General features: G+C 52.3%; 15 protein-coding genes. 9 read left to right on the top strand and 6 right to left on the bottom strand.

Going from position 1 to position 20,301, the window contains the following annotated elements; all coding sequences use genetic code 11:
* The first annotated feature begins 25 nt into the window (after positions 1-25).
* Together ampD and ampE are read left to right on the top strand one after the other, a co-directional pair.
* Complete coding sequence (ampD, locus tag ACUU1M_RS03990) at positions 26-577, top strand: 1,6-anhydro-N-acetylmuramyl-L-alanine amidase AmpD (protein ID WP_000923711.1); 552 nt, start codon at positions 26-28, stop codon at positions 575-577.
* The gene (ampE, locus tag ACUU1M_RS03985; protein ID WP_000172005.1) at positions 574-1,428 is read left to right on the top strand and encodes a beta-lactamase regulator AmpE; all 855 of its coding nucleotides are present in this window, start codon (positions 574-576) and stop codon (positions 1,426-1,428) included. The genes ampD and ampE overlap by 4 nt, the downstream gene beginning before the upstream one ends.
* 42 nt (positions 1,429-1,470) lie before the next feature.
* Here the strand turns inward: ampE and aroP are convergent, their stop codons facing one another.
* Positions 1,471-2,844 carry an aromatic amino acid transporter AroP gene (gene aroP, locus ACUU1M_RS03980; protein ID WP_000969912.1) on the bottom strand — a complete coding sequence of 458 codons (1,374 nt, stop codon included), beginning with the start codon at positions 2,842-2,844 and terminating at the stop codon, positions 1,471-1,473.
* A gap of 540 nt (positions 2,845-3,384) precedes the next feature.
* Between aroP and pdhR the strand changes: the two genes are divergently transcribed.
* From pdhR to lpdA, 4 genes are all read left to right on the top strand, one after another.
* The gene (gene pdhR / locus ACUU1M_RS03975) at positions 3,385-4,149 is read left to right on the top strand and encodes a pyruvate dehydrogenase complex transcriptional repressor PdhR (RefSeq protein WP_000331776.1); all 765 of its coding nucleotides are present in this window, start codon (positions 3,385-3,387) and stop codon (positions 4,147-4,149) included.
* A gap of 160 nt (positions 4,150-4,309) precedes the next feature.
* Positions 4,310-6,973 carry a pyruvate dehydrogenase (acetyl-transferring), homodimeric type gene (aceE, locus tag ACUU1M_RS03970; protein WP_000003820.1) on the top strand — a complete coding sequence of 888 codons (2,664 nt, stop codon included), beginning with the start codon at positions 4,310-4,312 and terminating at the stop codon, positions 6,971-6,973.
* Between the two features lie 14 nt (positions 6,974-6,987).
* Positions 6,988-8,880 (top strand): pyruvate dehydrogenase complex dihydrolipoyllysine-residue acetyltransferase, encoded by a 1,893-nt coding sequence (aceF, locus tag ACUU1M_RS03965; protein WP_449144646.1) that lies wholly within the window; start codon positions 6,988-6,990, stop codon positions 8,878-8,880.
* Positions 8,881-9,204: 324 nt separating this feature from the next.
* A complete protein-coding gene (lpdA, locus tag ACUU1M_RS03960; RefSeq protein ID WP_005072614.1) occupies positions 9,205-10,629 on the top strand; it encodes a dihydrolipoyl dehydrogenase in 1,425 nt (474 codons plus the stop codon).
* A gap of 70 nt (positions 10,630-10,699) precedes the next feature.
* Here the strand turns inward: lpdA and ACUU1M_RS03955 are convergent, their stop codons facing one another.
* Entirely contained in the window at positions 10,700-12,361 is a 1,662-nt protein-coding gene (locus ACUU1M_RS03955; RefSeq protein ID WP_000784428.1) for a DUF3300 domain-containing protein, read from the bottom strand.
* Between the two features lie 354 nt (positions 12,362-12,715).
* On the opposite strand from ACUU1M_RS03955, the gene acnB reads away from it, so the two are divergent.
* Both acnB and yacL read left to right on the top strand, forming a co-directional pair.
* Positions 12,716-15,313: a bifunctional aconitate hydratase 2/2-methylisocitrate dehydratase gene (acnB, locus tag ACUU1M_RS03950; RefSeq protein ID WP_449144645.1), complete on the top strand. Its 2,598-nt coding sequence runs from the start codon at positions 12,716-12,718 to the stop codon at positions 15,311-15,313.
* A gap of 174 nt (positions 15,314-15,487) precedes the next feature.
* The gene (yacL, locus tag ACUU1M_RS03945) at positions 15,488-15,850 is read left to right on the top strand and encodes a protein YacL (RefSeq protein ID WP_005053505.1); all 363 of its coding nucleotides are present in this window, start codon (positions 15,488-15,490) and stop codon (positions 15,848-15,850) included.
* A 37-nt stretch (positions 15,851-15,887) separates the two neighbouring features.
* Here the strand turns inward: yacL and speD are convergent, their stop codons facing one another.
* From speD to ACUU1M_RS03930, 3 genes are all read right to left on the bottom strand, one after another.
* Positions 15,888-16,682 carry an adenosylmethionine decarboxylase gene (speD, locus tag ACUU1M_RS03940; RefSeq protein WP_000734287.1) on the bottom strand — a complete coding sequence of 265 codons (795 nt, stop codon included), beginning with the start codon at positions 16,680-16,682 and terminating at the stop codon, positions 15,888-15,890.
* A gap of 15 nt (positions 16,683-16,697) precedes the next feature.
* On the bottom strand, positions 16,698-17,564 hold the full coding sequence (gene speE, locus ACUU1M_RS03935; protein ID WP_000818423.1) for a polyamine aminopropyltransferase: 867 nt from the start codon (positions 17,562-17,564) through the stop codon (positions 16,698-16,700).
* A 105-nt stretch (positions 17,565-17,669) separates the two neighbouring features.
* Positions 17,670-18,017, bottom strand: a complete 348-nt coding sequence (locus tag ACUU1M_RS03930) for a YacC family pilotin-like protein (protein WP_001295568.1) — start codon at positions 18,015-18,017, stop codon at positions 17,670-17,672.
* 165 nt (positions 18,018-18,182) lie between these two features.
* On the opposite strand from ACUU1M_RS03930, the gene cueO reads away from it, so the two are divergent.
* A complete protein-coding gene (cueO, locus tag ACUU1M_RS03925) occupies positions 18,183-19,724 on the top strand; it encodes a multicopper oxidase CueO (protein ID WP_001189591.1) in 1,542 nt (513 codons plus the stop codon).
* A gap of 46 nt (positions 19,725-19,770) precedes the next feature.
* Here cueO and ACUU1M_RS03920 read toward each other — a convergent pair.
* Positions 19,771-20,301, bottom strand: a 531-nt coding sequence (locus ACUU1M_RS03920; RefSeq protein WP_449144644.1) for an outer membrane protein assembly factor BamB family protein, incomplete at its 5' end; no start/stop codon positions are given.

Here is a 20,301-nt window from a genome sequence, read left to right as displayed (position 1 = left end):
AGCACCACATATAAGGAGATCCTGCATGTTGTTAGAACAGGGGTGGCTGGTTGGCGCGCGCCGCGTTCCCTCACCACATTACGATTGCCGCCTGGATGACGAAACACCCACCCTGCTGGTGGTGCACAATATTAGCCTGCCGCCAGGCGAGTTTGGCGGTCCGTGGATCGACGCATTATTCACTGGAACTATTGATCCGCAGGCACATCCTTTCTTTGCTGAGATCGCCCATTTGCGCGTCTCCGCTCACTGTTTGATTCGCCGTGATGGTGAAATAGTCCAGTATGTTCCTTTCGATAAACGTGCCTGGCATGCGGGAGTCTCTCAGTATCAGGGGCGTGAACGCTGCAATGATTTTTCTATTGGGATTGAGCTTGAAGGCACCGATACTCTGGCGTATACCGATGCGCAGTATCAACAGCTTGCGGCGGTTACGCGGGCACTGATAGATCGCTATCCCGATATCGCTAATAACATGACGGGCCATTGTGATATTGCGCCGGATCGGAAAACCGATCCCGGTCCTGCATTTGATTGGGCACGGTTTCGTGCGCTGGTCAGCAAGGAGACAACATGACGCTATTTACAACCTTACTGGTGTTAATTTTCGAGCGCCTGTTTAAGTTGGGCGAGCACTGGCAGCTTGATCATCGTCTTGAAGCGTTCTTTCGGCGGGTGAAACATTTTTCTCTCGGGCGTACGTTAGGCATGACCATTATTGCGATGGGTGTGACTTTTTTACTGTTACGCGCATTGCAGGGAGTATTGTTCAACGTTCCCACGCTGCTGGTGTGGCTGCTGATTGGTTTGCTGTGTATTGGCGCAGGTAAAGTTCGTCTTCATTATCATGCTTATCTGACAGCTGCTTCACGTAATGATAGCCATGCCCGTGCCACGATGGCTGGCGAACTCACCATGATTCACGGCGTCCCGGCAGGCTGCGACGAACGTGAGTATTTGCGTGAGCTGCAAAATGCATTGCTGTGGATTAACTTTCGTTTTTATCTTGCACCGCTGTTCTGGCTGATTGTGGGGGGAACCTGGGGACCCGTTACGCTGATGGGGTATGCGTTCTTGCGTGCATGGCAATACTGGCTGGCGCGATACCAGACGCCGCATCATCGTTTACAGTCCGGCATTGATGCAGTGCTTCATGTACTGGATTGGGTGCCGGTTCGTCTTGCGGGTGTGGTATATGCCTTGATCGGTCATGGTGAGAAAGCGTTACCGGCCTGGTTTGCTTCGCTGGGTGATTTCCATACTTCGCAATATCAGGTATTAACGCGTCTGGCGCAGTTCTCTCTGGCGCGTGAACCGCATGTCGATAAGGTGGAGACGCCGAAGGCAGCGGTTTCAATGGCGAAGAAAACCTCGTTCGTGGTCGTGGTGGTGATTGCGCTACTGACGATTTACGGGGCGTTGGTGTAGAGATTATTGCCCTCACCCTGTACGGGTGAGGGCGTAGAGAGATTAATGCGCTTTTACGGCTTTGGCGGTTTTCTCTTTAAACAGATAGCCGATACCTAACACGATCAGCCATACCGGGATCAGGTATACCGAAATCGCCATTCCTGGGGTCATCAGCATAATCACCAGTACCGCCGCCATAAACAGCAGGCAGATCCAGTTACCCAGCGGATAAAGCAGAGCAGGGAAGCGAGTTACCACGCCTTGTTCCTGCTTGGCGCGACGGAACTTCATATGCGCCAGACTGATCATCGCCCAGTTGATCACCAGTGCGGATACCACCAGTGCCATTAACAGGCCAAATGCGGATTCCGGAGCAAGATAGTTAATCAATACGCACAATGCTGTAACCAGCGCAGACACCAGAATGGTGTTAACCGGTACGCCGCGTTTATCGACAGACGCCAGCGCTTTTGGCGCGTTCCCCTGTTGTGCCAGACCAAACAGCATACGGCTGTTGCAATATACGCAGCTGTTGTACACGGAGAGCGCCGCAGTCAGTACCACGATGTTCAGCGCATTCGCCACAAAGGTATCGCCTAACTCGTGGAAGATCAGCACAAACGGACTGGTATCGGCGGTAACGCGGGTCCACGGCATCAGTGAGAGCAGAACGGCTAACGAACCAATATAGAAAATCAGGATGCGGTAGATAACCTGGTTAGTTGCTTTCGGGATACTTTGCTCAGGGTTATCAGCTTCTGCTGCGGTGATCCCCACCAGTTCCAGACCACCGAACGAGAACATGATAATCGCCATCATCATCACCAGTCCGGTGAAGCCGTGCGGCAGGAAACCACCTTGATCCCACAGGTTGCTAACGCTCGCCTGCGGGCCGCCGTTGCCACTGAACAGCAGCCAGCCGCCGAAGATGATCATCGCTACTACCGCAATAACTTTGATAATGGCAAACCAGAACTCCATCTCGCCAAACACTTTAACGTTGGTCAGGTTGATGGCGTTAATCACCACAAAGAATACGGCGGCAGAAACCCAGGTTGGGATTTCCGGATACCAGAACTGAATGTATTTACCCACGGCAGTCAGCTCTGCCATGGCAACTAAAACGTACAGTACCCAGTAGTTCCAGCCAGAGGCGAAACCGGCAAAACTGCCCCAGTATTTATAAGCAAAGTGGCTAAAGGAGCCTGCGACAGGTTCTTCGACCACCATTTCACCCAGCTGACGCATGATCAGAAAGGCGATAAAACCAGCAATGGCGTAACCCAGGATAATCCCTGGCCCTGCGGACTGTATTACGGAGGCGCTACCCAGGAATAGCCCTGTCCCTATCGCGCCACCCAGCGCGATAAGCTGAATATGGCGGTTTTTAAGGCCGCGCTTTAGCTGCTCGCCGTGCTGTTGACCTTCCATCATGAAACCTCGTGCGGTGATTGTTTTTTTGATCTACGCAGTGATGCGTGTGTAAGTTTGCAATTCCGTTTGTTGTATTGATTTATTTACATCAAGGAAGTTTGAATTGTTACAAAAAGACTTCCGTCAGATCAAGAATAATGGTATGCGGCAGCGAATGCACCCGCTTTATGCATGGTTGAAGATGAGTTGCTTAAAAAGAAACCGTTTGTAAAGCTCAGCCTCAACCCCTCTCAATATGCAGAGTGAATTTAAATTCGTTTTTATTGACTTAAAAATCAAAAAATTGGTAAGTGAATCGGTTCAATTCGGATTTTTATAGTTTAATAATCGTTAAAAAATCCCTTTCCTACGTAAAGTCTACATTTGTGCATAGTTACAACTTTGAAACGTTATATATGTCAAGTTGTTAAAATGTGCACAGTTTCATGATTTCAATCAAAACCTGTATGGACATAAGGTGAATACTTTGTTACTTTAGCGTCACAGACATGAAATTGGTAAGACCAATTGACTTCGGCAAGTGGCTTAAGACAGGAACTCATGGCCTACAGCAAAATCCGCCAACCAAAACTCTCCGATGTGATTGAGCAGCAACTGGAGTTTTTGATCCTCGAAGGCACTCTCCGCCCGGGCGAAAAACTCCCACCGGAACGCGAACTGGCAAAACAGTTCGACGTCTCCCGTCCCTCCTTGCGTGAGGCGATTCAACGTCTCGAAGCGAAGGGCTTGTTGCTTCGTCGCCAGGGTGGCGGCACTTTTGTCCAGAGCAGCCTATGGCAAAGCTTCAGCGATCCGCTGGTGGAGCTGCTCTCCGACCATCCTGAATCACAGTATGACTTGCTCGAAACACGACACGCCCTGGAAGGTATCGCCGCTTATTACGCCGCGCTGCGTAGTACCGATGAAGACAAGGAACGCATCCGTGAACTCCACCACGCCATAGAGCTGGCGCAGCAGTCTGGCGATCTGGACGCGGAATCAAACGCCGTACTCCAGTATCAGATTGCCGTCACCGAAGCGGCCCACAATGTGGTTCTGCTTCATCTGCTAAGGTGTATGGAGCCGATGTTGGCCCAGAATGTCCGCCAGAACTTCGAATTGCTCTATTCGCGTCGCGAGATGCTGCCGCTGGTGAGTAGTCACCGCACCCGCATATTTGAAGCGATTATGGCCGGTAAGCCGGAAGAAGCGCGCGAAGCATCGCATCGCCATCTGGCCTTTATCGAAGAAATTTTGCTCGACAGAAGCCGTGAAGAGAGCCGCCGTGAGCGTTCTCTGCGTCGTCTGGAGCAACGAAAGAATTAGTGATTTTTCTGGTAAAAATTATCCAGAAGATGTTGTAAATCAAGCGCATATAAAAGCGCGGTAACTAAACGTAGAACCTGTCTTATTGAGCTTTCTGGCGAGAGTTCAATGGGACAGGTTCCAGAAAACTCAACGTTATTAGATAGATAAGGAATAACCCATGTCAGAACGTTTCCCAAATGACGTGGATCCGATCGAAACTCGCGACTGGCTCCAGGCGATCGAATCGGTCATCCGTGAAGAAGGTGTTGAGCGTGCTCAGTATCTGATCGACCAACTGCTTGCTGAAGCCCGCAAAGGCGGTGTAAACGTAGCCGCAGGCACAGGTATCAGCAACTACATCAACACCATCCCCGTTGAAGAACAACCGGAGTATCCGGGTAATCTGGAACTGGAACGCCGTATTCGTTCAGCTATCCGCTGGAACGCCATCATGACGGTGCTGCGTGCGTCGAAAAAAGACCTCGAACTGGGCGGCCACATGGCGTCCTTCCAGTCTTCCGCAACCATTTATGATGTGTGCTTTAACCACTTCTTCCGTGCACGCAACGAGCAGGATGGCGGCGACCTGGTTTACTTCCAGGGCCACATCTCCCCGGGCGTTTACGCCCGTGCTTTCCTGGAAGGTCGTCTGACTCAGGAGCAGCTGGATAACTTCCGTCAGGAAGTTCACGGCAATGGCCTCTCTTCCTATCCGCACCCGAAACTGATGCCGGAATTCTGGCAGTTCCCGACCGTATCTATGGGTCTGGGTCCGATTGGTGCTATTTACCAGGCTAAATTCCTGAAATATCTGGAACACCGTGGCCTGAAAGATACCTCTAAACAGACCGTTTACGCGTTCCTCGGCGACGGTGAAATGGACGAACCGGAATCCAAAGGTGCGATCACCATCGCTACCCGTGAAAAACTGGATAACCTGGTTTTCGTTATCAACTGTAACCTGCAGCGTCTTGACGGCCCGGTCACCGGTAACGGCAAGATCATCAACGAACTGGAAGGCATCTTCGAAGGTGCTGGCTGGAACGTGATCAAAGTGATGTGGGGTAGCCGTTGGGATGAACTGCTGCGTAAAGATACCAGCGGTAAACTGATCCAGCTGATGAACGAAACCGTTGACGGCGACTACCAGACCTTCAAATCGAAAGATGGTGCGTACGTTCGTGAACACTTCTTCGGTAAATATCCTGAAACCGCAGCACTGGTTGCAGACTGGACTGACGAGCAGATCTGGGCACTGAACCGTGGTGGTCACGATCCGAAGAAAATCTACGCTGCATTCAAGAAAGCGCAGGAAACCAAAGGCAAAGCGACAGTAATCCTTGCTCATACCATTAAAGGTTACGGCATGGGCGACGCGGCTGAAGGTAAAAACATCGCGCACCAGGTTAAGAAAATGAACATGGACGGCGTGCGTCACATCCGCGACCGTTTCAATGTGCCGGTGTCTGATGCAGATATCGAAAAACTGCCGTACATCACCTTCCCGGAAGGTTCTGAAGAGCATACCTATCTGCACGCTCAGCGTCAGAAACTGCACGGTTATCTGCCAAGCCGTCAGCCGAACTTCACCGAGAAGCTTGAGCTGCCGAGCCTGCAAGACTTCGGCGCGCTGCTGGAAGAGCAGAGCAAAGAGATCTCTACCACTATCGCTTTCGTTCGTGCTCTGAACGTGATGCTGAAGAACAAGTCGATCAAAGATCGTCTGGTACCGATCATCGCCGACGAAGCGCGTACTTTCGGTATGGAAGGTCTGTTCCGTCAGATTGGTATTTACAGCCCGAACGGTCAGCAGTACACCCCGCAGGACCGCGAGCAGGTTGCTTACTATAAAGAAGACGAGAAAGGTCAGATTCTGCAGGAAGGGATCAACGAGCTGGGCGCAGGGTGTTCTTGGCTGGCAGCGGCGACCTCTTACAGCACGAACAATCTGCCGATGATCCCATTCTACATCTATTACTCGATGTTCGGCTTCCAGCGTATCGGCGATCTGTGCTGGGCGGCTGGAGACCAGCAAGCGCGTGGCTTCCTGATCGGCGGTACTTCCGGTCGTACCACCCTGAACGGTGAAGGTCTGCAGCACGAAGATGGTCACAGCCACATTCAGTCGCTGACTATCCCGAACTGTATCTCTTACGACCCGGCTTACGCTTACGAAGTTGCTGTCATTATGCATGACGGTCTGGAGCGTATGTACGGTGAAAAACAAGAGAACGTTTACTACTACATCACTACGCTGAACGAAAACTACCACATGCCGGCAATGCCGGAAGGTGCTGAGGAAGGTATCCGTAAAGGTATCTACAAACTCGAAACCATTGAAGGTAGCAAAGGTAAAGTTCAGCTGCTGGGCTCCGGTTCCATCCTGCGTCACGTCCGTGAAGCGGCAGAGATCCTGGCGAAAGATTACGGCGTAGGTTCTGACGTTTATAGCGTGACCTCCTTCACCGAGCTGGCGCGTGATGGTCAGGATTGTGAACGCTGGAACATGCTGCATCCGCTGGAAACTCCGCGCGTTCCGTATATCGCTCAGGTGATGAACGACGCGCCGGCAGTGGCATCTACCGACTATATGAAACTGTTCGCTGAGCAGGTCCGTACTTACGTACCGGCTGACGACTATCGCGTACTGGGTACTGATGGCTTCGGTCGTTCCGACAGCCGTGAGAACCTGCGTCACCACTTCGAAGTTGATGCTTCTTATGTCGTGGTTGCGGCGCTGGGCGAACTGGCTAAACGTGGCGAAATCGATAAGAAAGTGGTTGCTGACGCAATCGCCAAATTCAACATCGATGCAGATAAAGTTAACCCGCGTCTGGCGTAAGAGGTAAAAGAATAATGGCTATCGAAATCAAAGTACCGGACATCGGGGCTGATGAAGTTGAAATCACCGAGATCCTGGTCAAAGTGGGCGACAAAGTTGAAGCCGAACAGTCGCTGATCACCGTAGAAGGCGACAAAGCCTCTATGGAAGTTCCATCTCCGCAGGCGGGTATCGTTAAAGAGATCAAAGTCTCTGTTGGCGATAAAACCCAGACCGGCGCACTGATTATGATTTTCGATTCCGCCGACGGTGCAGCAGACGCTGCACCTGCTCAGGCAGAAGAGAAGAAAGAAGCAGCTCAGGCAGCAGCACCCGCGGCTGCGGTGGCAAAAGACGTTAACGTTCCGGATATCGGCAGCGACGAAGTTGAAGTGACCGAAATCCTGGTGAAAGTTGGCGATAAAGTTGAAGCTGAACAGTCGCTGATCACCGTAGAAGGCGACAAGGCTTCTATGGAAGTTCCGGCTCCGTTTGCAGGTACCGTGAAAGAGATCAAAGTGAACGTGGGTGACAAAGTGTCTACCGGCTCGCTGATTATGGTCTTCGAAGTCGCGGGTGAAGCAGGCGCGGCAGCTCCGGCGGCTAAACAGGAAGCGACTCCGGCAGCGACCCCTGCACCAGCAGCTGGCGTGAAAGAAGTTAACGTTCCGGATATCGGCGGTGACGAAGTTGAAGTGACCGAAGTGATGGTGAAAGTGGGCGACAAAGTTGCCGCTGAACAGTCACTGATTACCGTAGAAGGCGATAAAGCTTCTATGGAAGTTCCGGCTCCGTTTGCAGGCGTCGTGAAGGAACTGAAAGTCAACGTTGGCGATAAAGTGAAAACTGGTTCGCTGATTATGATCTTCGAAGTTGAAGGCGCAGCGCCTGCGGCAGCTCCTGCGAAACAGGAAGCGGCAGCGCCGGCTCCGGCAGCAAAAGCTGAAGCTCCGGCAGCAGCTCCGGCTGCGAAAGCGGAAGGCAAATCTGAATTTGCTGAAAACGACGCTTACGTTCACGCGACCCCGCTGATCCGCCGTCTGGCACGCGAGTTTGGCGTTAACCTGGCGAAAGTGAAGGGCACTGGCCGTAAAGGTCGTATCCTGCGCGAAGACGTTCAGGCTTACGTGAAAGAAGCTATCAAACGTGCAGAAGCAGCTCCGGCGGCGACTGGCGGTGGTATCCCTGGCATGCTGCCGTGGCCGAAGGTGGACTTCAGCAAGTTTGGCGAAATCGAAGAAGTGGAACTGGGCCGTATCCAGAAAATTTCTGGTGCTAACCTGAGCCGTAACTGGGTGATGATCCCGCATGTTACCCACTTCGACAAAACCGATATCACCGAGCTGGAAGCGTTCCGTAAACAGCAGAACGAAGAAGCGGCGAAACGTAAGCTGGATGTGAAGATCACCCCGGTTGTCTTCATCATGAAAGCCGTTGCTGCAGCTCTTGAGCAGATGCCTCGCTTCAATAGTTCGCTGTCGGAAGACGGTCAGCGTCTGACCCTGAAGAAATACATCAACATCGGTGTGGCGGTGGATACCCCGAACGGTCTGGTTGTTCCGGTATTCAAAGACGTCAACAAGAAAGGCATCATCGAGCTGTCTCGCGAGCTGATGACTATTTCTAAGAAAGCGCGTGACGGTAAGCTGACTGCGGGCGAAATGCAGGGCGGTTGCTTCACCATCTCCAGCATCGGCGGCCTGGGTACTACCCACTTCGCGCCGATTGTGAACGCGCCGGAAGTGGCTATCCTCGGCGTTTCCAAGTCCGCGATGGAGCCGGTGTGGAATGGTAAAGAGTTCGTGCCGCGTCTGATGCTGCCGATTTCTCTCTCCTTCGACCACCGCGTGATTGACGGTGCTGATGGTGCCCGTTTCATTACCATCATTAACAACACGCTGTCTGACATTCGCCGTCTGGTGATGTAAGTAAAAGAGCCGGCCCAACGGCCGGCTTTTTTCTGGTAATCTCATGAATGTATTGAGGTTATTAGCGAATAAACAAATCGGTTGCCGTTTGTTGTTTAAAAATTGTTAACAATTTTGTAAAATACCGACGGATAGAACGACCCGGTGGTGGTTAGGGTATTACTTCACATACCCTATGGATTTCTGGGTGCAGCAAGGTAGCAAGCGCCAGAATCCCCAGGAGCTTACATAAGTACGTGACTGGGGTGAGGGCGTGAAGCTAACGCCGCTGCGGCCTGAAAGACGACGGGTATGACCGCCGGAGATAAATATATAGAGGTCATGATGAGTACTGAAATCAAAACTCAGGTCGTGGTACTTGGGGCAGGCCCCGCAGGTTACTCCGCTGCCTTCCGTTGCGCTGATTTAGGTCTGGAAACCGTAATCGTAGAACGTTACAACACCCTTGGCGGTGTTTGCCTGAACGTCGGCTGTATCCCTTCTAAAGCACTGCTGCACGTAGCAAAAGTTATCGAAGAAGCCAAAGCGCTGGCTGAACACGGTATCGTCTTCGGCGAACCGAAAACCGATATTGACAAGATTCGTACCTGGAAAGAGAAAGTGATCAATCAGCTGACCGGTGGTCTGGCTGGTATGGCGAAAGGCCGCAAAGTCAAAGTGGTCAACGGTCTGGGTAAATTCACCGGGGCTAACACCCTGGAAGTTGAAGGTGAGAACGGCAAAACCGTGATCAACTTCGACAATGCGATCATTGCAGCGGGTTCTCGCCCGATCCAACTGCCGTTTATTCCGCATGAAGATCCGCGTATCTGGGACTCCACTGACGCGCTGGAACTGAGAGAAGTACCAGAACGCCTGCTGGTAATGGGTGGCGGTATCATCGGTCTGGAAATGGGCACCGTTTACCACGCGCTGGGTTCACAGATTGACGTGGTTGAAATGTTCGACCAGGTTATCCCGGCAGCTGACAAAGACATCGTTAAAGTCTTCACCAAGCGTATCAGCAAGAAATTCAACCTGATGCTGGAAACCAAAGTTACCGCCGTTGAAGCGAAAGAAGACGGTATTTATGTGACGATGGAAGGCAAAAAAGCACCAGCTGAACCGCAGCGTTACGACGCCGTGCTGGTAGCGATTGGTCGTGTGCCGAACGGTAAAAACCTCGACGCAGGCAAAGCTGGCGTGGAAGTTGACGACCGTGGTTTCATCCGCGTTGACAAACAGCTGCGTACCAACGTACCGCACATCTTTGCTATCGGCGATATCGTCGGTCAGCCGATGCTGGCACACAAAGGTGTTCACGAAGGTCACGTTGCCGCTGAAGTTATCGCCGGTAAGAAACACTACTTCGATCCGAAAGTTATCCCGTCCATCGCCTATACCGAACCAGAAGTTGCATGGGTAGGTCTGACTGAGAAAGAAGCGAAAGAGAAAGGCATCAGCTATGAAACCGCCACCTTCCCGTGGGCTGCTTCTGGTCGTGCTATCGCTTCTGACTGCGCAGACGGTATGACCAAGCTGATTTTCGACAAAGAATCTCACCGTGTGATCGGTGGTGCGATTGTTGGTACCAACGGCGGCGAGCTGCTGGGTGAAATCGGCCTGGCAATCGAAATGGGTTGTGATGCTGAAGACATCGCACTGACCATCCACGCGCACCCGACTCTGCACGAGTCTGTGGGCCTGGCGGCAGAAGTGTTCGAAGGTAGCATTACCGACCTGCCGAACCCGAAAGCGAAGAAGAAGTAATTTTTCGTTTGCCGGAACATCCGGCAATTAAAAAAGCGGCTAACCACGCCGCTTTTTTTACGTCTGCAATTTACCTTTCCAGTCTTCTTGCTCCACGTTCAGAGAGACGTTCGCGTACTGCTGACCGTTGCTCGTTATTCAGCCTGACAGTATGGTTACTGTCGTTTAGACGTTGTGGGCGGCTCTCCTGAACTTTCTCCCGAAAAACCTGACGTTGTTCAGGTGATGCCGATTGTATACGCTGGCGCGCCGCCTCCCTTCGCTGCTGGATCTGCGGGTTAGTCTGCATTTTCTCGCGGACTGCCTGGCGCTGCTCAGGAGAGGCCGACTGATAACGCTGACGAGCGGCGTCCTTTTGCTGCTGGGTCAGTGGTTGGCGACGGCTGAAGTCGCGGAAGTCGTCATAGCTCCCATAGTGTTCAGCTTCATTAAACCGCTGTGCCGCTGCCTGACGTTGGGTATCTCGTGTAATGACGGGGGCGGCGTGTGTTCGTTGCTGAAACTGACTTGCTGCCGCCTGACGCTGGCTGTCGCGTGTTGGAGCAGGTAGCTGCGTGGCACTCATTCCGCCGTTGACATCGGTTTGATGAAACCGCTTTGCCATATCCTGATCATGATAGGGCACACCATTACGGTAGTTTGGATTGTGCCGCCATGCCATATTCTTATCAGTAAGATGCTCACCGGTGATACGGTTGAAATTGTTGACGTCGATATTGATGTTGTCGCCGTTGTGTTGCCAGCCATTACTGTCACGATGACCGCCATCGTGGTGATGATAATCATCATCGTCATGATGATGATGGTCATGATCGTCGTCATCCCAGTCGATGCTGCTGAATAGTGCGTACGTGGTAGCAACGCCCATGCTATAGCCGAATCCGCGCACAAAGCTGTCAACAAACGGTTCTCCGGCTGGTGGTGGCAGATAAACCGGCGGATACGCAGTATTGGCCCAGTTCCCGTAAACCACGGTTGGGTTGTAGTTGGGAATATAGACCACATCAGGATTGGCGGGCTCAATGGAAATGACGGTTGTTGCCGGCTCTGTAATGACGGGGTTGGCAGTTAAAACGGTATTGGATGGTATGACGGGTGCCGTGACTGTCTGTTTTACCGGTACAGCTTTCTTCGTTGTGGTAATAACTTTCTGTTCGGTTGATGACTTCAGCGAGCCGGTTTGTTGCGCCAGTTGCCGCAATCGCTGTACCGAGTCCATCACGTCCTGCGGCTGCGCCAGAAAAGCATCGCCCAGGTTTTGCACCCATTGCGGGTTTTCGCCCATCAATGCCATCAATTGTGGAAAGGCCACCAGTGATTTAACGCTGGCGTCCCACGGCTGGTCAGATACCGCCTGAATAGCAGCATCGCCTTGTTTAAGTGGATTATCGTGCGACCATTGCACTGCTTGAGCAACGTTTGTCGGATAGGTTGATGCCATCAGCACCTGCGAAAGTAGGGCGTCGGGATACAGCGCGACGGGTGCGACCCATTGATCTATTTGTGCAGTGCTGAATGCGGATTTGACGACTGCGGGTATTACGGGAGGTGCGGAAACCGTTGCAGGAAGCGTAACAGCGGCAGCGTCAGACACAGCCAGTTGTGTCGATTGCGGTTCTACAGGCGCTTCCACTGTGCGGCTTTTTATATATAGCCCGGCAGAGGCAGCACAAAGCCCGGCACTGCAAATTAGCGCCAGCACATGGGGTTTAAACGGCAAAGTCATTTTCATAATTCGGATCTCAAGGAAATCGCAATGGTCGGCGAACTGCCACCCGCAGGTGCTGTGAATCCGAGTATAAAGAGGCGGTAGTTTAAATTTTGACTAATCTTGGGATTCGTTGAGAAAGGTGATTATCACCATGCGAATTAACGAAGTTTTTACGGAGGGAAACAATCTCTAGACCATCCTTAACGATTCAGCCACTTTTTTATGTTGCTTTTTTGTAAACAGATTAACACGTCGTCAAAATCCTGCTATTCTGCCCGTTGCGGTACTGGGCATTTACCCTACAAACTGCTGTCTCACAGGAGCGTGAAGAGAATCGCCTGCCGCACTATGACAATGAGAGCGAGGAGAACCGTCGTGCTAGAAGAATACCGTAAGCACGTAGCTGAGCGTGCCGCTGAGGGGATTGCGCCCAAACCCCTGGATGCAAACCAAATGGCCGCGCTTGTAGAGCTGCTGAAAAACCCGCCCGCGGGCGAAGAAGAATTCCTGTTAGATCTGTTAACCAACCGTGTTCCCCCAGGCGTCGATGAAGCCGCCTATGTAAAAGCAGGCTTCCTGGCTGCTATCGCTAAAGGCGAAGCTAAATCCCCTCTGCTGACTCCGGAAAAAGCTATCGAACTGCTGGGCACCATGCAGGGTGGTTACAACATTCATCCGCTGATCGACGCGCTGGATGATGCCAAACTGGCACCTATTGCTGCCAAAGCACTTTCTCACACGCTGCTGATGTTCGATAACTTCTATGACGTAGAAGAGAAAGCGAAAGCAGGCAACGAATATGCGAAGCAGGTAATGCAGTCCTGGGCGGATGCCGAATGGTTCCTGAATCGCCCGGCGCTGGCTGAAAAACTGACCGTTACCGTCTTTAAAGTCACTGGCGAAACCAACACCGATGACCTTTCTCCGGCACCGGATGCGTGGTCACGCCCGGATATCCCACTGCACGCGCTGGCGATGCTGAAAAACGCCCGTGAAGGTATTGAGCCAGACCAGCCAGGTGTTGTTGGCCCGATCAAACAGATTGAAGCTCTGCAACAGAAAGGTTTCCCGCTGGCGTACGTCGGTGACGTTGTGGGTACGGGTTCATCGCGTAAATCCGCCACGAACTCCGTTCTGTGGTTTATGGGCGATGATATTCCACATGTGCCGAACAAACGCGGCGGTGGTTTGTGCCTCGGCGGTAAAATTGCACCCATCTTCTTTAACACGATGGAAGACGCGGGTGCACTGCCAATCGAAGTCAACGTCTCTAACCTGAACATGGGCGACGTGATTGACGTTTACCCGTACAAAGGTGAAGTGCGTAACCACGAAACAGGCGAACTGCTGGCGACCTTCGAACTGAAAACCGACGTGCTGATTGATGAAGTGCGTGCTGGCGGCCGTATTCCGCTGATTATCGGGCGTGGCCTGACCACCAAAGCGCGTGAAGCACTTGGTCTGCCGCACAGTGATGTGTTCCGTCAGGCGAAAGATGTCGCTGAGAGCGATCGCGGCTTCTCGCTGGCGCAGAAAATGGTAGGCCGTGCCTGTGGCGTGAAAGGCATTCGTCCGGGCGCGTACTGCGAACCGAAAATGACTTCTGTAGGCTCTCAGGACACCACCGGCCCGATGACCCGTGATGAACTGAAAGACCTGGCGTGCCTGGGCTTCTCGGCTGACCTGGTGATGCAGTCTTTCTGCCACACCGCGGCGTATCCGAAGCCAGTTGACGTGAACACGCACCACACGCTGCCGGACTTCATTATGAACCGTGGCGGTGTGTCGCTGCGTCCGGGTGACGGCGTCATTCACTCCTGGCTGAACCGTATGCTGCTGCCGGATACCGTCGGTACCGGCGGTGACTCCCATACCCGTTTCCCGATCGGTATCTCTTTCCCGGCGGGTTCTGGTCTGGTGGCGTTTGCTGCCGCAACTGGCGTAATGCCGCTGGATATGCCGGAATCCGTTCTGGTGCGCTTCAAAGGCAAAATGCAGCCGGGCATCACCCTGCGCGATCTGGTACACGCCATTCCGCTGTATGCGATCAAACAAGGTCTGCTGACCGTTGAGAAGAAAGGCAAGAAAAACATCTTCTCTGGTCGCATTCTGGAAATTGAAGGTCTGCCGGATCTGAAAGTTGAGCAGGCCTTTGAGCTAACCGATGCGTCCGCCGAGCGTTCTGCCGCTGGTTGTACTATCAAGCTGAACAAAGAACCGATCATCGAATACCTGAACTCCAACATCGTCCTGCTGAAGTGGATGATCGCGGAAGGTTACGGCGATCGTCGTACCCTGGAACGCCGTATTCAGGGCATGGAAAAATGGCTGGCGAATCCTGAGCTGCTGGAAGCCGATGCAGATGCGGAATACGCGGCAGTGATCGACATCGATCTGGCGGAGATTAAAGAGCCAATCCTGTGTGCTCCGAACGATCCGGATGACGCACGTCCGCTGTCTGGGGTACAGGGCGAGAAGATCGACGAAGTATTTATCGGTTCTTGCATGACTAACATCGGTCACTTCCGTGCCGCTGGTAAACTGCTGGATGCGCACAAAGGTCAGTTGCCGACCCGCCTGTGGGTGGCACCGCCAACCCGTATGGACGCCGCGCAACTGACGGAAGAAGGCTACTACAGCGTCTTCGGTAAGAGCGGGGCTCGTATCGAGATCCCGGGCTGTTCCCTGTGTATGGGTAACCAGGCGCGTGTAGCAGACGGTGCGACGGTGGTTTCCACCTCTACCCGTAACTTCCCGAACCGTTTGGGTACTGGCGCGAATGTCTTCCTGGCTTCTGCAGAACTGGCGGCTGTTGCGGCGCTGATTGGCAAACTGCCGACGCCGGAAGAGTACCAGACCTACGTTGCGCAAGTAGATAAAACTGCCGTTGATACTTATCGTTATCTGAACTTCAACCAGCTTTCTCAGTACACCGAAAAAGCCGATGGGGTGATTTTCCAGACTGCGGTGTAATAAGTAAGCGCACGCGCTGCGCATAAACGACACAATGCCCGGTGAATGAGATTCCCGGGCATTTTTTATTTCTAAACCATCGCCGTTCCGCTGTTTTTCTCCGGTAAGGCTGCGATAATTACATCAATGGCGCGATGCGATTTCGGCGCATTGCCGGGAGCAGAGGAACACACTATGGATTACGAATTTCTGCGCGATATTACCGGAGTGGTAAAGGTGCGTATGTCCATGGGGCATGAAGTGGTCGGGCACTGGTTTAATGAAGAGGTGAAAGAAAACCTGGCCTTGCTTGATGAAGTGGAACAAGCAGCGCACGCACTGAAAGGTAGCGAACGGTCCTGGCAACGGGCAGGGCATGAATACACCCTGTGGATGGACGCTGAAGAGGTGATGGTTCGCGCCAATCAACTGGAATTCGCTGGCGATGAAATGGAAGAGGGGATGAACTACTACGACGAAGAAAGCCTGTCGCTATGCGGCGTTGAGGATTTTCTGCAGGTCGTGGCGGCTTACCGCAATTTTGTGCAGCAGAAGTAAATAAATCTGGCGGAGCCTGGGAGCTCCGCCAGAGCCGTTAAACAGCTGGCATATTGCGCCCGTAATAAATCTCGCGCATTTCTTTCCACAGCGCAGCGGTAATTTCCTGGCGCTCGCTGTCGGTTAAATCTTCCGGTTTGGTGTGGAACATGTAGTGCTTAAGGTCGAACTCTTTAAGCAACATCTTGGTATGGAAGATATTTTCCTGATAGACGTTTACATCCACCATGTCATACAGCGCCTTCATATCGTCAGACATAAAGTTCTGAATCGAATTAATCTCATGGTCGATAAAGTGCTTCATACCGTTAATGTCGCGAGTAAAACCGCGCACGCGATAATCAATGGTTACGATATCGGACTCAAGCTGGTGGATCAGGTAATTCAGCGCCTTCAGCGGAGAAATCACGCCGCAGGTAGAGACTTCAATATCGGCGCGGAAGGTACATAAACCGCCTTCAGGATGACTTTCCGGGTAGGTATGTACGCAAATATGACTTTTATCGAGATGAGCAACCACCGTTTCTGGCAGTGGGCCGGGGTGTTCTGTTTTGTCGATGAGTTTCGGGTCAACCGGTTCTTCACTCACCAGAATAGTGACGCTGGCACCCTGTGGTTCGTAATCCTGGCGGGCGATGTTAAGAATATTGGCCCCGATAATGGAACAGGTTTCTGACAGGATTTCGGTCAGACGGTTGGCATTATAGAGTTCATCGATATAAGCAATATAACCGTCGCGCTCTTCGGCAGTTTTGGCGTAGCAGATATCGTAAATACAAAAACTCAGACTTTTGGTCAGATTATTAAAGCCATGCAGTTTCAGTTTTTTCAATTTCTTATCTTCTCCTTAGGACGGCTGTGAAGCCAGTGCGTCTTGCAGATACTGAGGTAAGGCAAAAGCTGCCGTATGGATTGCCGGATTGTAATAACGGCATTTCAGGCCAGAAGCGAGAAAACGCGCCTGAATAATTTCGGTTGAGAGATGGCGTAAGGCGTCGTTATCTGTCGCCCATGCAAAAGTCATGATACCGCCGTAATAGGTCGGGATCGCCGCCTGATAAAAGCCAACGTCGCTGAAGTAATGGCTGAGTTTGCGATGGCTGTCGATGGCTTCTTCCTGCTGTAAAAAGCAGACGCCGTTTTGTGCGACGAAGATACCGCCAGGATTCAGGCAACGTTTGCAGCCTTCATAAAATGCTGAGGTGAACAGGCTTTTGCCGGGACCGATAGGATCGGTGCAGTCGGAGATAATGACATCAAAGGTCTGGCTGGTTTGATTAACGAAATTGACGCCATCGTCGATCACTAGTTGAAAGCGCGGATCGTCGTAGCTACCGGCGTTATGGTTGGGCAGATACTGACGGCAGAACGACACGACACCCGCATCGATTTCCACCATCGTGATTGACTCAACGTTTTTATGTCGGGTTACTTCACGCAGCATGGCACCGTCGCCGCCGCCGATAATCAGCACATGTTTCGCGTGACCATGGGCCAGTAGCGGAACATGGGTCATCATCTCATGATAGATAAACTCGTCGCGCTCGGTGGTTTGTACTACGCCATCCAGCGCCATTACGCGACCAAATGCAGCGTTCTCAAAAATGATCAGATCCTGGTGATCGGTCTTTTCATGATACAGAACGTTATCTACCGCAAAGTACTGCCCAAACTGGTCGTGTAGCGTTTCATGCCACTGTTTTTTTTCGGCCATGGGTTGATACCTCCTTTGTTAACACCCGTAAAAAAAGGGCGCAACATAATAGCTAACATTGACCGCGGATGCACGGTCAATATTTCTACAAAAAGGTATCAGGGATTATTTGACGTAGGCAAGCAGGCTTAAGGAATCGCGGGCCAGGGCTTTGCATTTTTTAGCGACGGGAATGCCAATGCCGCTGAGATCGCGGTAGCTGTCTTCACCGAGAGCTTTCATGTCGAAGGTGTCGTAATTACTGAGATCCCACTGGTTTTGCTGGGCGAAAAAGACCAGTGCGCGACGAATTTGCCCGTTAGGTAAGTTCTGGTAACCACAATCGTTCTTCAGAAAGACAAAAACTGCCGTTAAATCGGCCATATCTTCGGCTTCAGACTCGCTGAGCGCGTAACTGTTTGCGCAAACGGCCATCAGGCTGCCGAATAACACTGTTCTGAAAAACGTCTTCATTGCTTCTACCAGGGGCTTAAAGAAGATAAACGTTAGCACACTGCGAGCGAGGCGACGACCATTATTGTCGATTAAATTGTGTCTGCGGCTTGACCTTCCCGTAAGGGGAAGGACTATGCTCAACGTTTGATTTTGTTTCGCCTGCTTAAGAATAAGGAAATAACTATGCAACGTCGTGATTTCTTGAAATATTCCGTCGCACTGGGTGTGGCTTCAGCCTTGCCACTGTGGAGCCGTGCAGTCTTTGCGGCGGAACGCCCAACGTTACCGATCCCTGATTTGCTCACGACCGATGCCCGTAATCGCATTCAGTTAACTATTGGCGCAGGTCAGTCCACCTTTGGCGAGAAAACTGCAACTACCTGGGGCTATAACGGCAATCTGCTGGGGCCGGCGGTGAAATTACAGCGCGGTAAAGCGGTAACGGTTGATATCTACAACCAACTGGCGGAAGAGACGACGTTGCACTGGCACGGGCTGGAAGTACCGGGTGACGTCGACGGCGGCCCACAGGGAATTATTCCGCCAGGTGGCAAGCGCTCGGTGACGTTGAACGTTGATCAACCTGCCGCTACCTGCTGGTTCCATCCACATCAACATGGCAAGACCGGGCGACAGGTGGCGATGGGGCTGGCTGGTCTGGTGGTGATTGAAGATGACGAGATTCTGAAATTAATGCTGCCAAAACAGTGGGGTATCGATGATGTTCCGGTGATCGTTCAGGATAAGAAATTTAGCGCCGACGGGCAGATTGATTATCAACTGGATGTGATGACCGCCGCCGTGGGCTGGTTTGGCGATACGCTGCTGACCAACGGTGCAATCTACCCACAACACGCTGCCCCGCGTGGTTGGCTGCGCCTGCGTTTGCTCAATGGCTGTAATGCCCGCTCGCTCAATTTCGCCACCAGCGACAATCGCCCGCTGTATGTGATTGCCAGCGACGGTGGTCTGCTACCTGAACCGGTGAAGGTGAGCGAGCTGCCGGTGCTGATGGGCGAGCGTTTTGAAGTGCTGGTGGAGGTTAACGACAACAAACCCTTTGACCTGGTGACGCTGCCGGTCAGCCAGATGGGGATGGCGATTGCACCGTTTGACAAGCCGCATCCGGTAATGCGGATTCAGCCGATTGCTATTAGTGCCTCCGGTGCTTTGCCTGATAGCCTGCCTGCGTTACCTTCGCTGGAAGGGCTGACGGTACGCAAGCTGCAACTTTCTATGGACCCGATGCTCGATATGATGGGGATGCAGATGCTAATGGAGAAATATGGCGATCAGGCGATGGCCGGAATGGATCACAGCCAGATGATGGGCCATATGGGGCACGGCAATATGAATCATATGAACCACGGCGGGAAGTTCGATTTCCACCATGCCAATAAAATCAACGGTCAGGCGTTTGATATGAATAAGCCGATGTTTGCGGCGGCGAAAGGGCAGTACGAACGTTGGGTTATCTCTGGCGTGGGCGACATGATGCTGCATCCGTTCCATATTCACGGCACGCAGTTCCGTATCTTGTCAGAAAATGGCAAACCGCCAGCGGCTCATCGCGCGGGCTGGAAAGATACCGTTAAGGTAGAAGGCAATGTCAGTGAAGTGCTGGTGAAGTTTAATCACAACGCACCGAAAGAACATGCTTATATGGCGCACTGCCATCTGCTGGAGCATGAAGATACGGGGATGATGTTAGGGTTTACGGTATAAAAAGACCGTATTCGGAAATATGCCCGGATCTCTCCGGGCATTATGGTTATTTCACATCATCCGGCAGGGCATAAGCCACAATATAGTCGCCCATCTTCGTACCAAATGAACCGTGACCGCCTGCGGAGATCACCACGTACTGCTTGCCATTCACTTCATAGGTCATCGGTGTTGCCTGACCACCCGCCGGTAAACGACCCTGCCACAGTTTTTCACCGTTGCTCATGTTGTAAGCGCGCAGGTAGTTATCTGCCGTAGCGGCGATAAACAGCACGTTACCCGCCGTGGAGATTGGCCCGCCCAGCATCGGCATACCCATATTGAACGGCACCGGAACCGGCATCGGGAACGGCATACTGTCCTGCGGCGTACCAATACGTTTCTTCCACACCACTTCATTAGTTTTCAGATCCAGCGCCGAGATATAACCCCATGCTGGCTGTTTACATGGCAGACCAAATGGTGAGAGGAACGGGTTGAGCGTGACACCATACGGTACACCGTACTGTGGCTGAATGCCGGATTCCGTACCCGTGCCTTTGGCATCTTTCGGCTGCTCCATCGGGTTGCCAGGACC

The sequence above is a fragment of the Shigella sp. SIG6 genome (assembly GCF_053555815.1).
The sequence above is the reverse complement of the archived record's forward strand: the minus strand, read 5'-3'. Positions and strand labels throughout refer to the sequence as shown.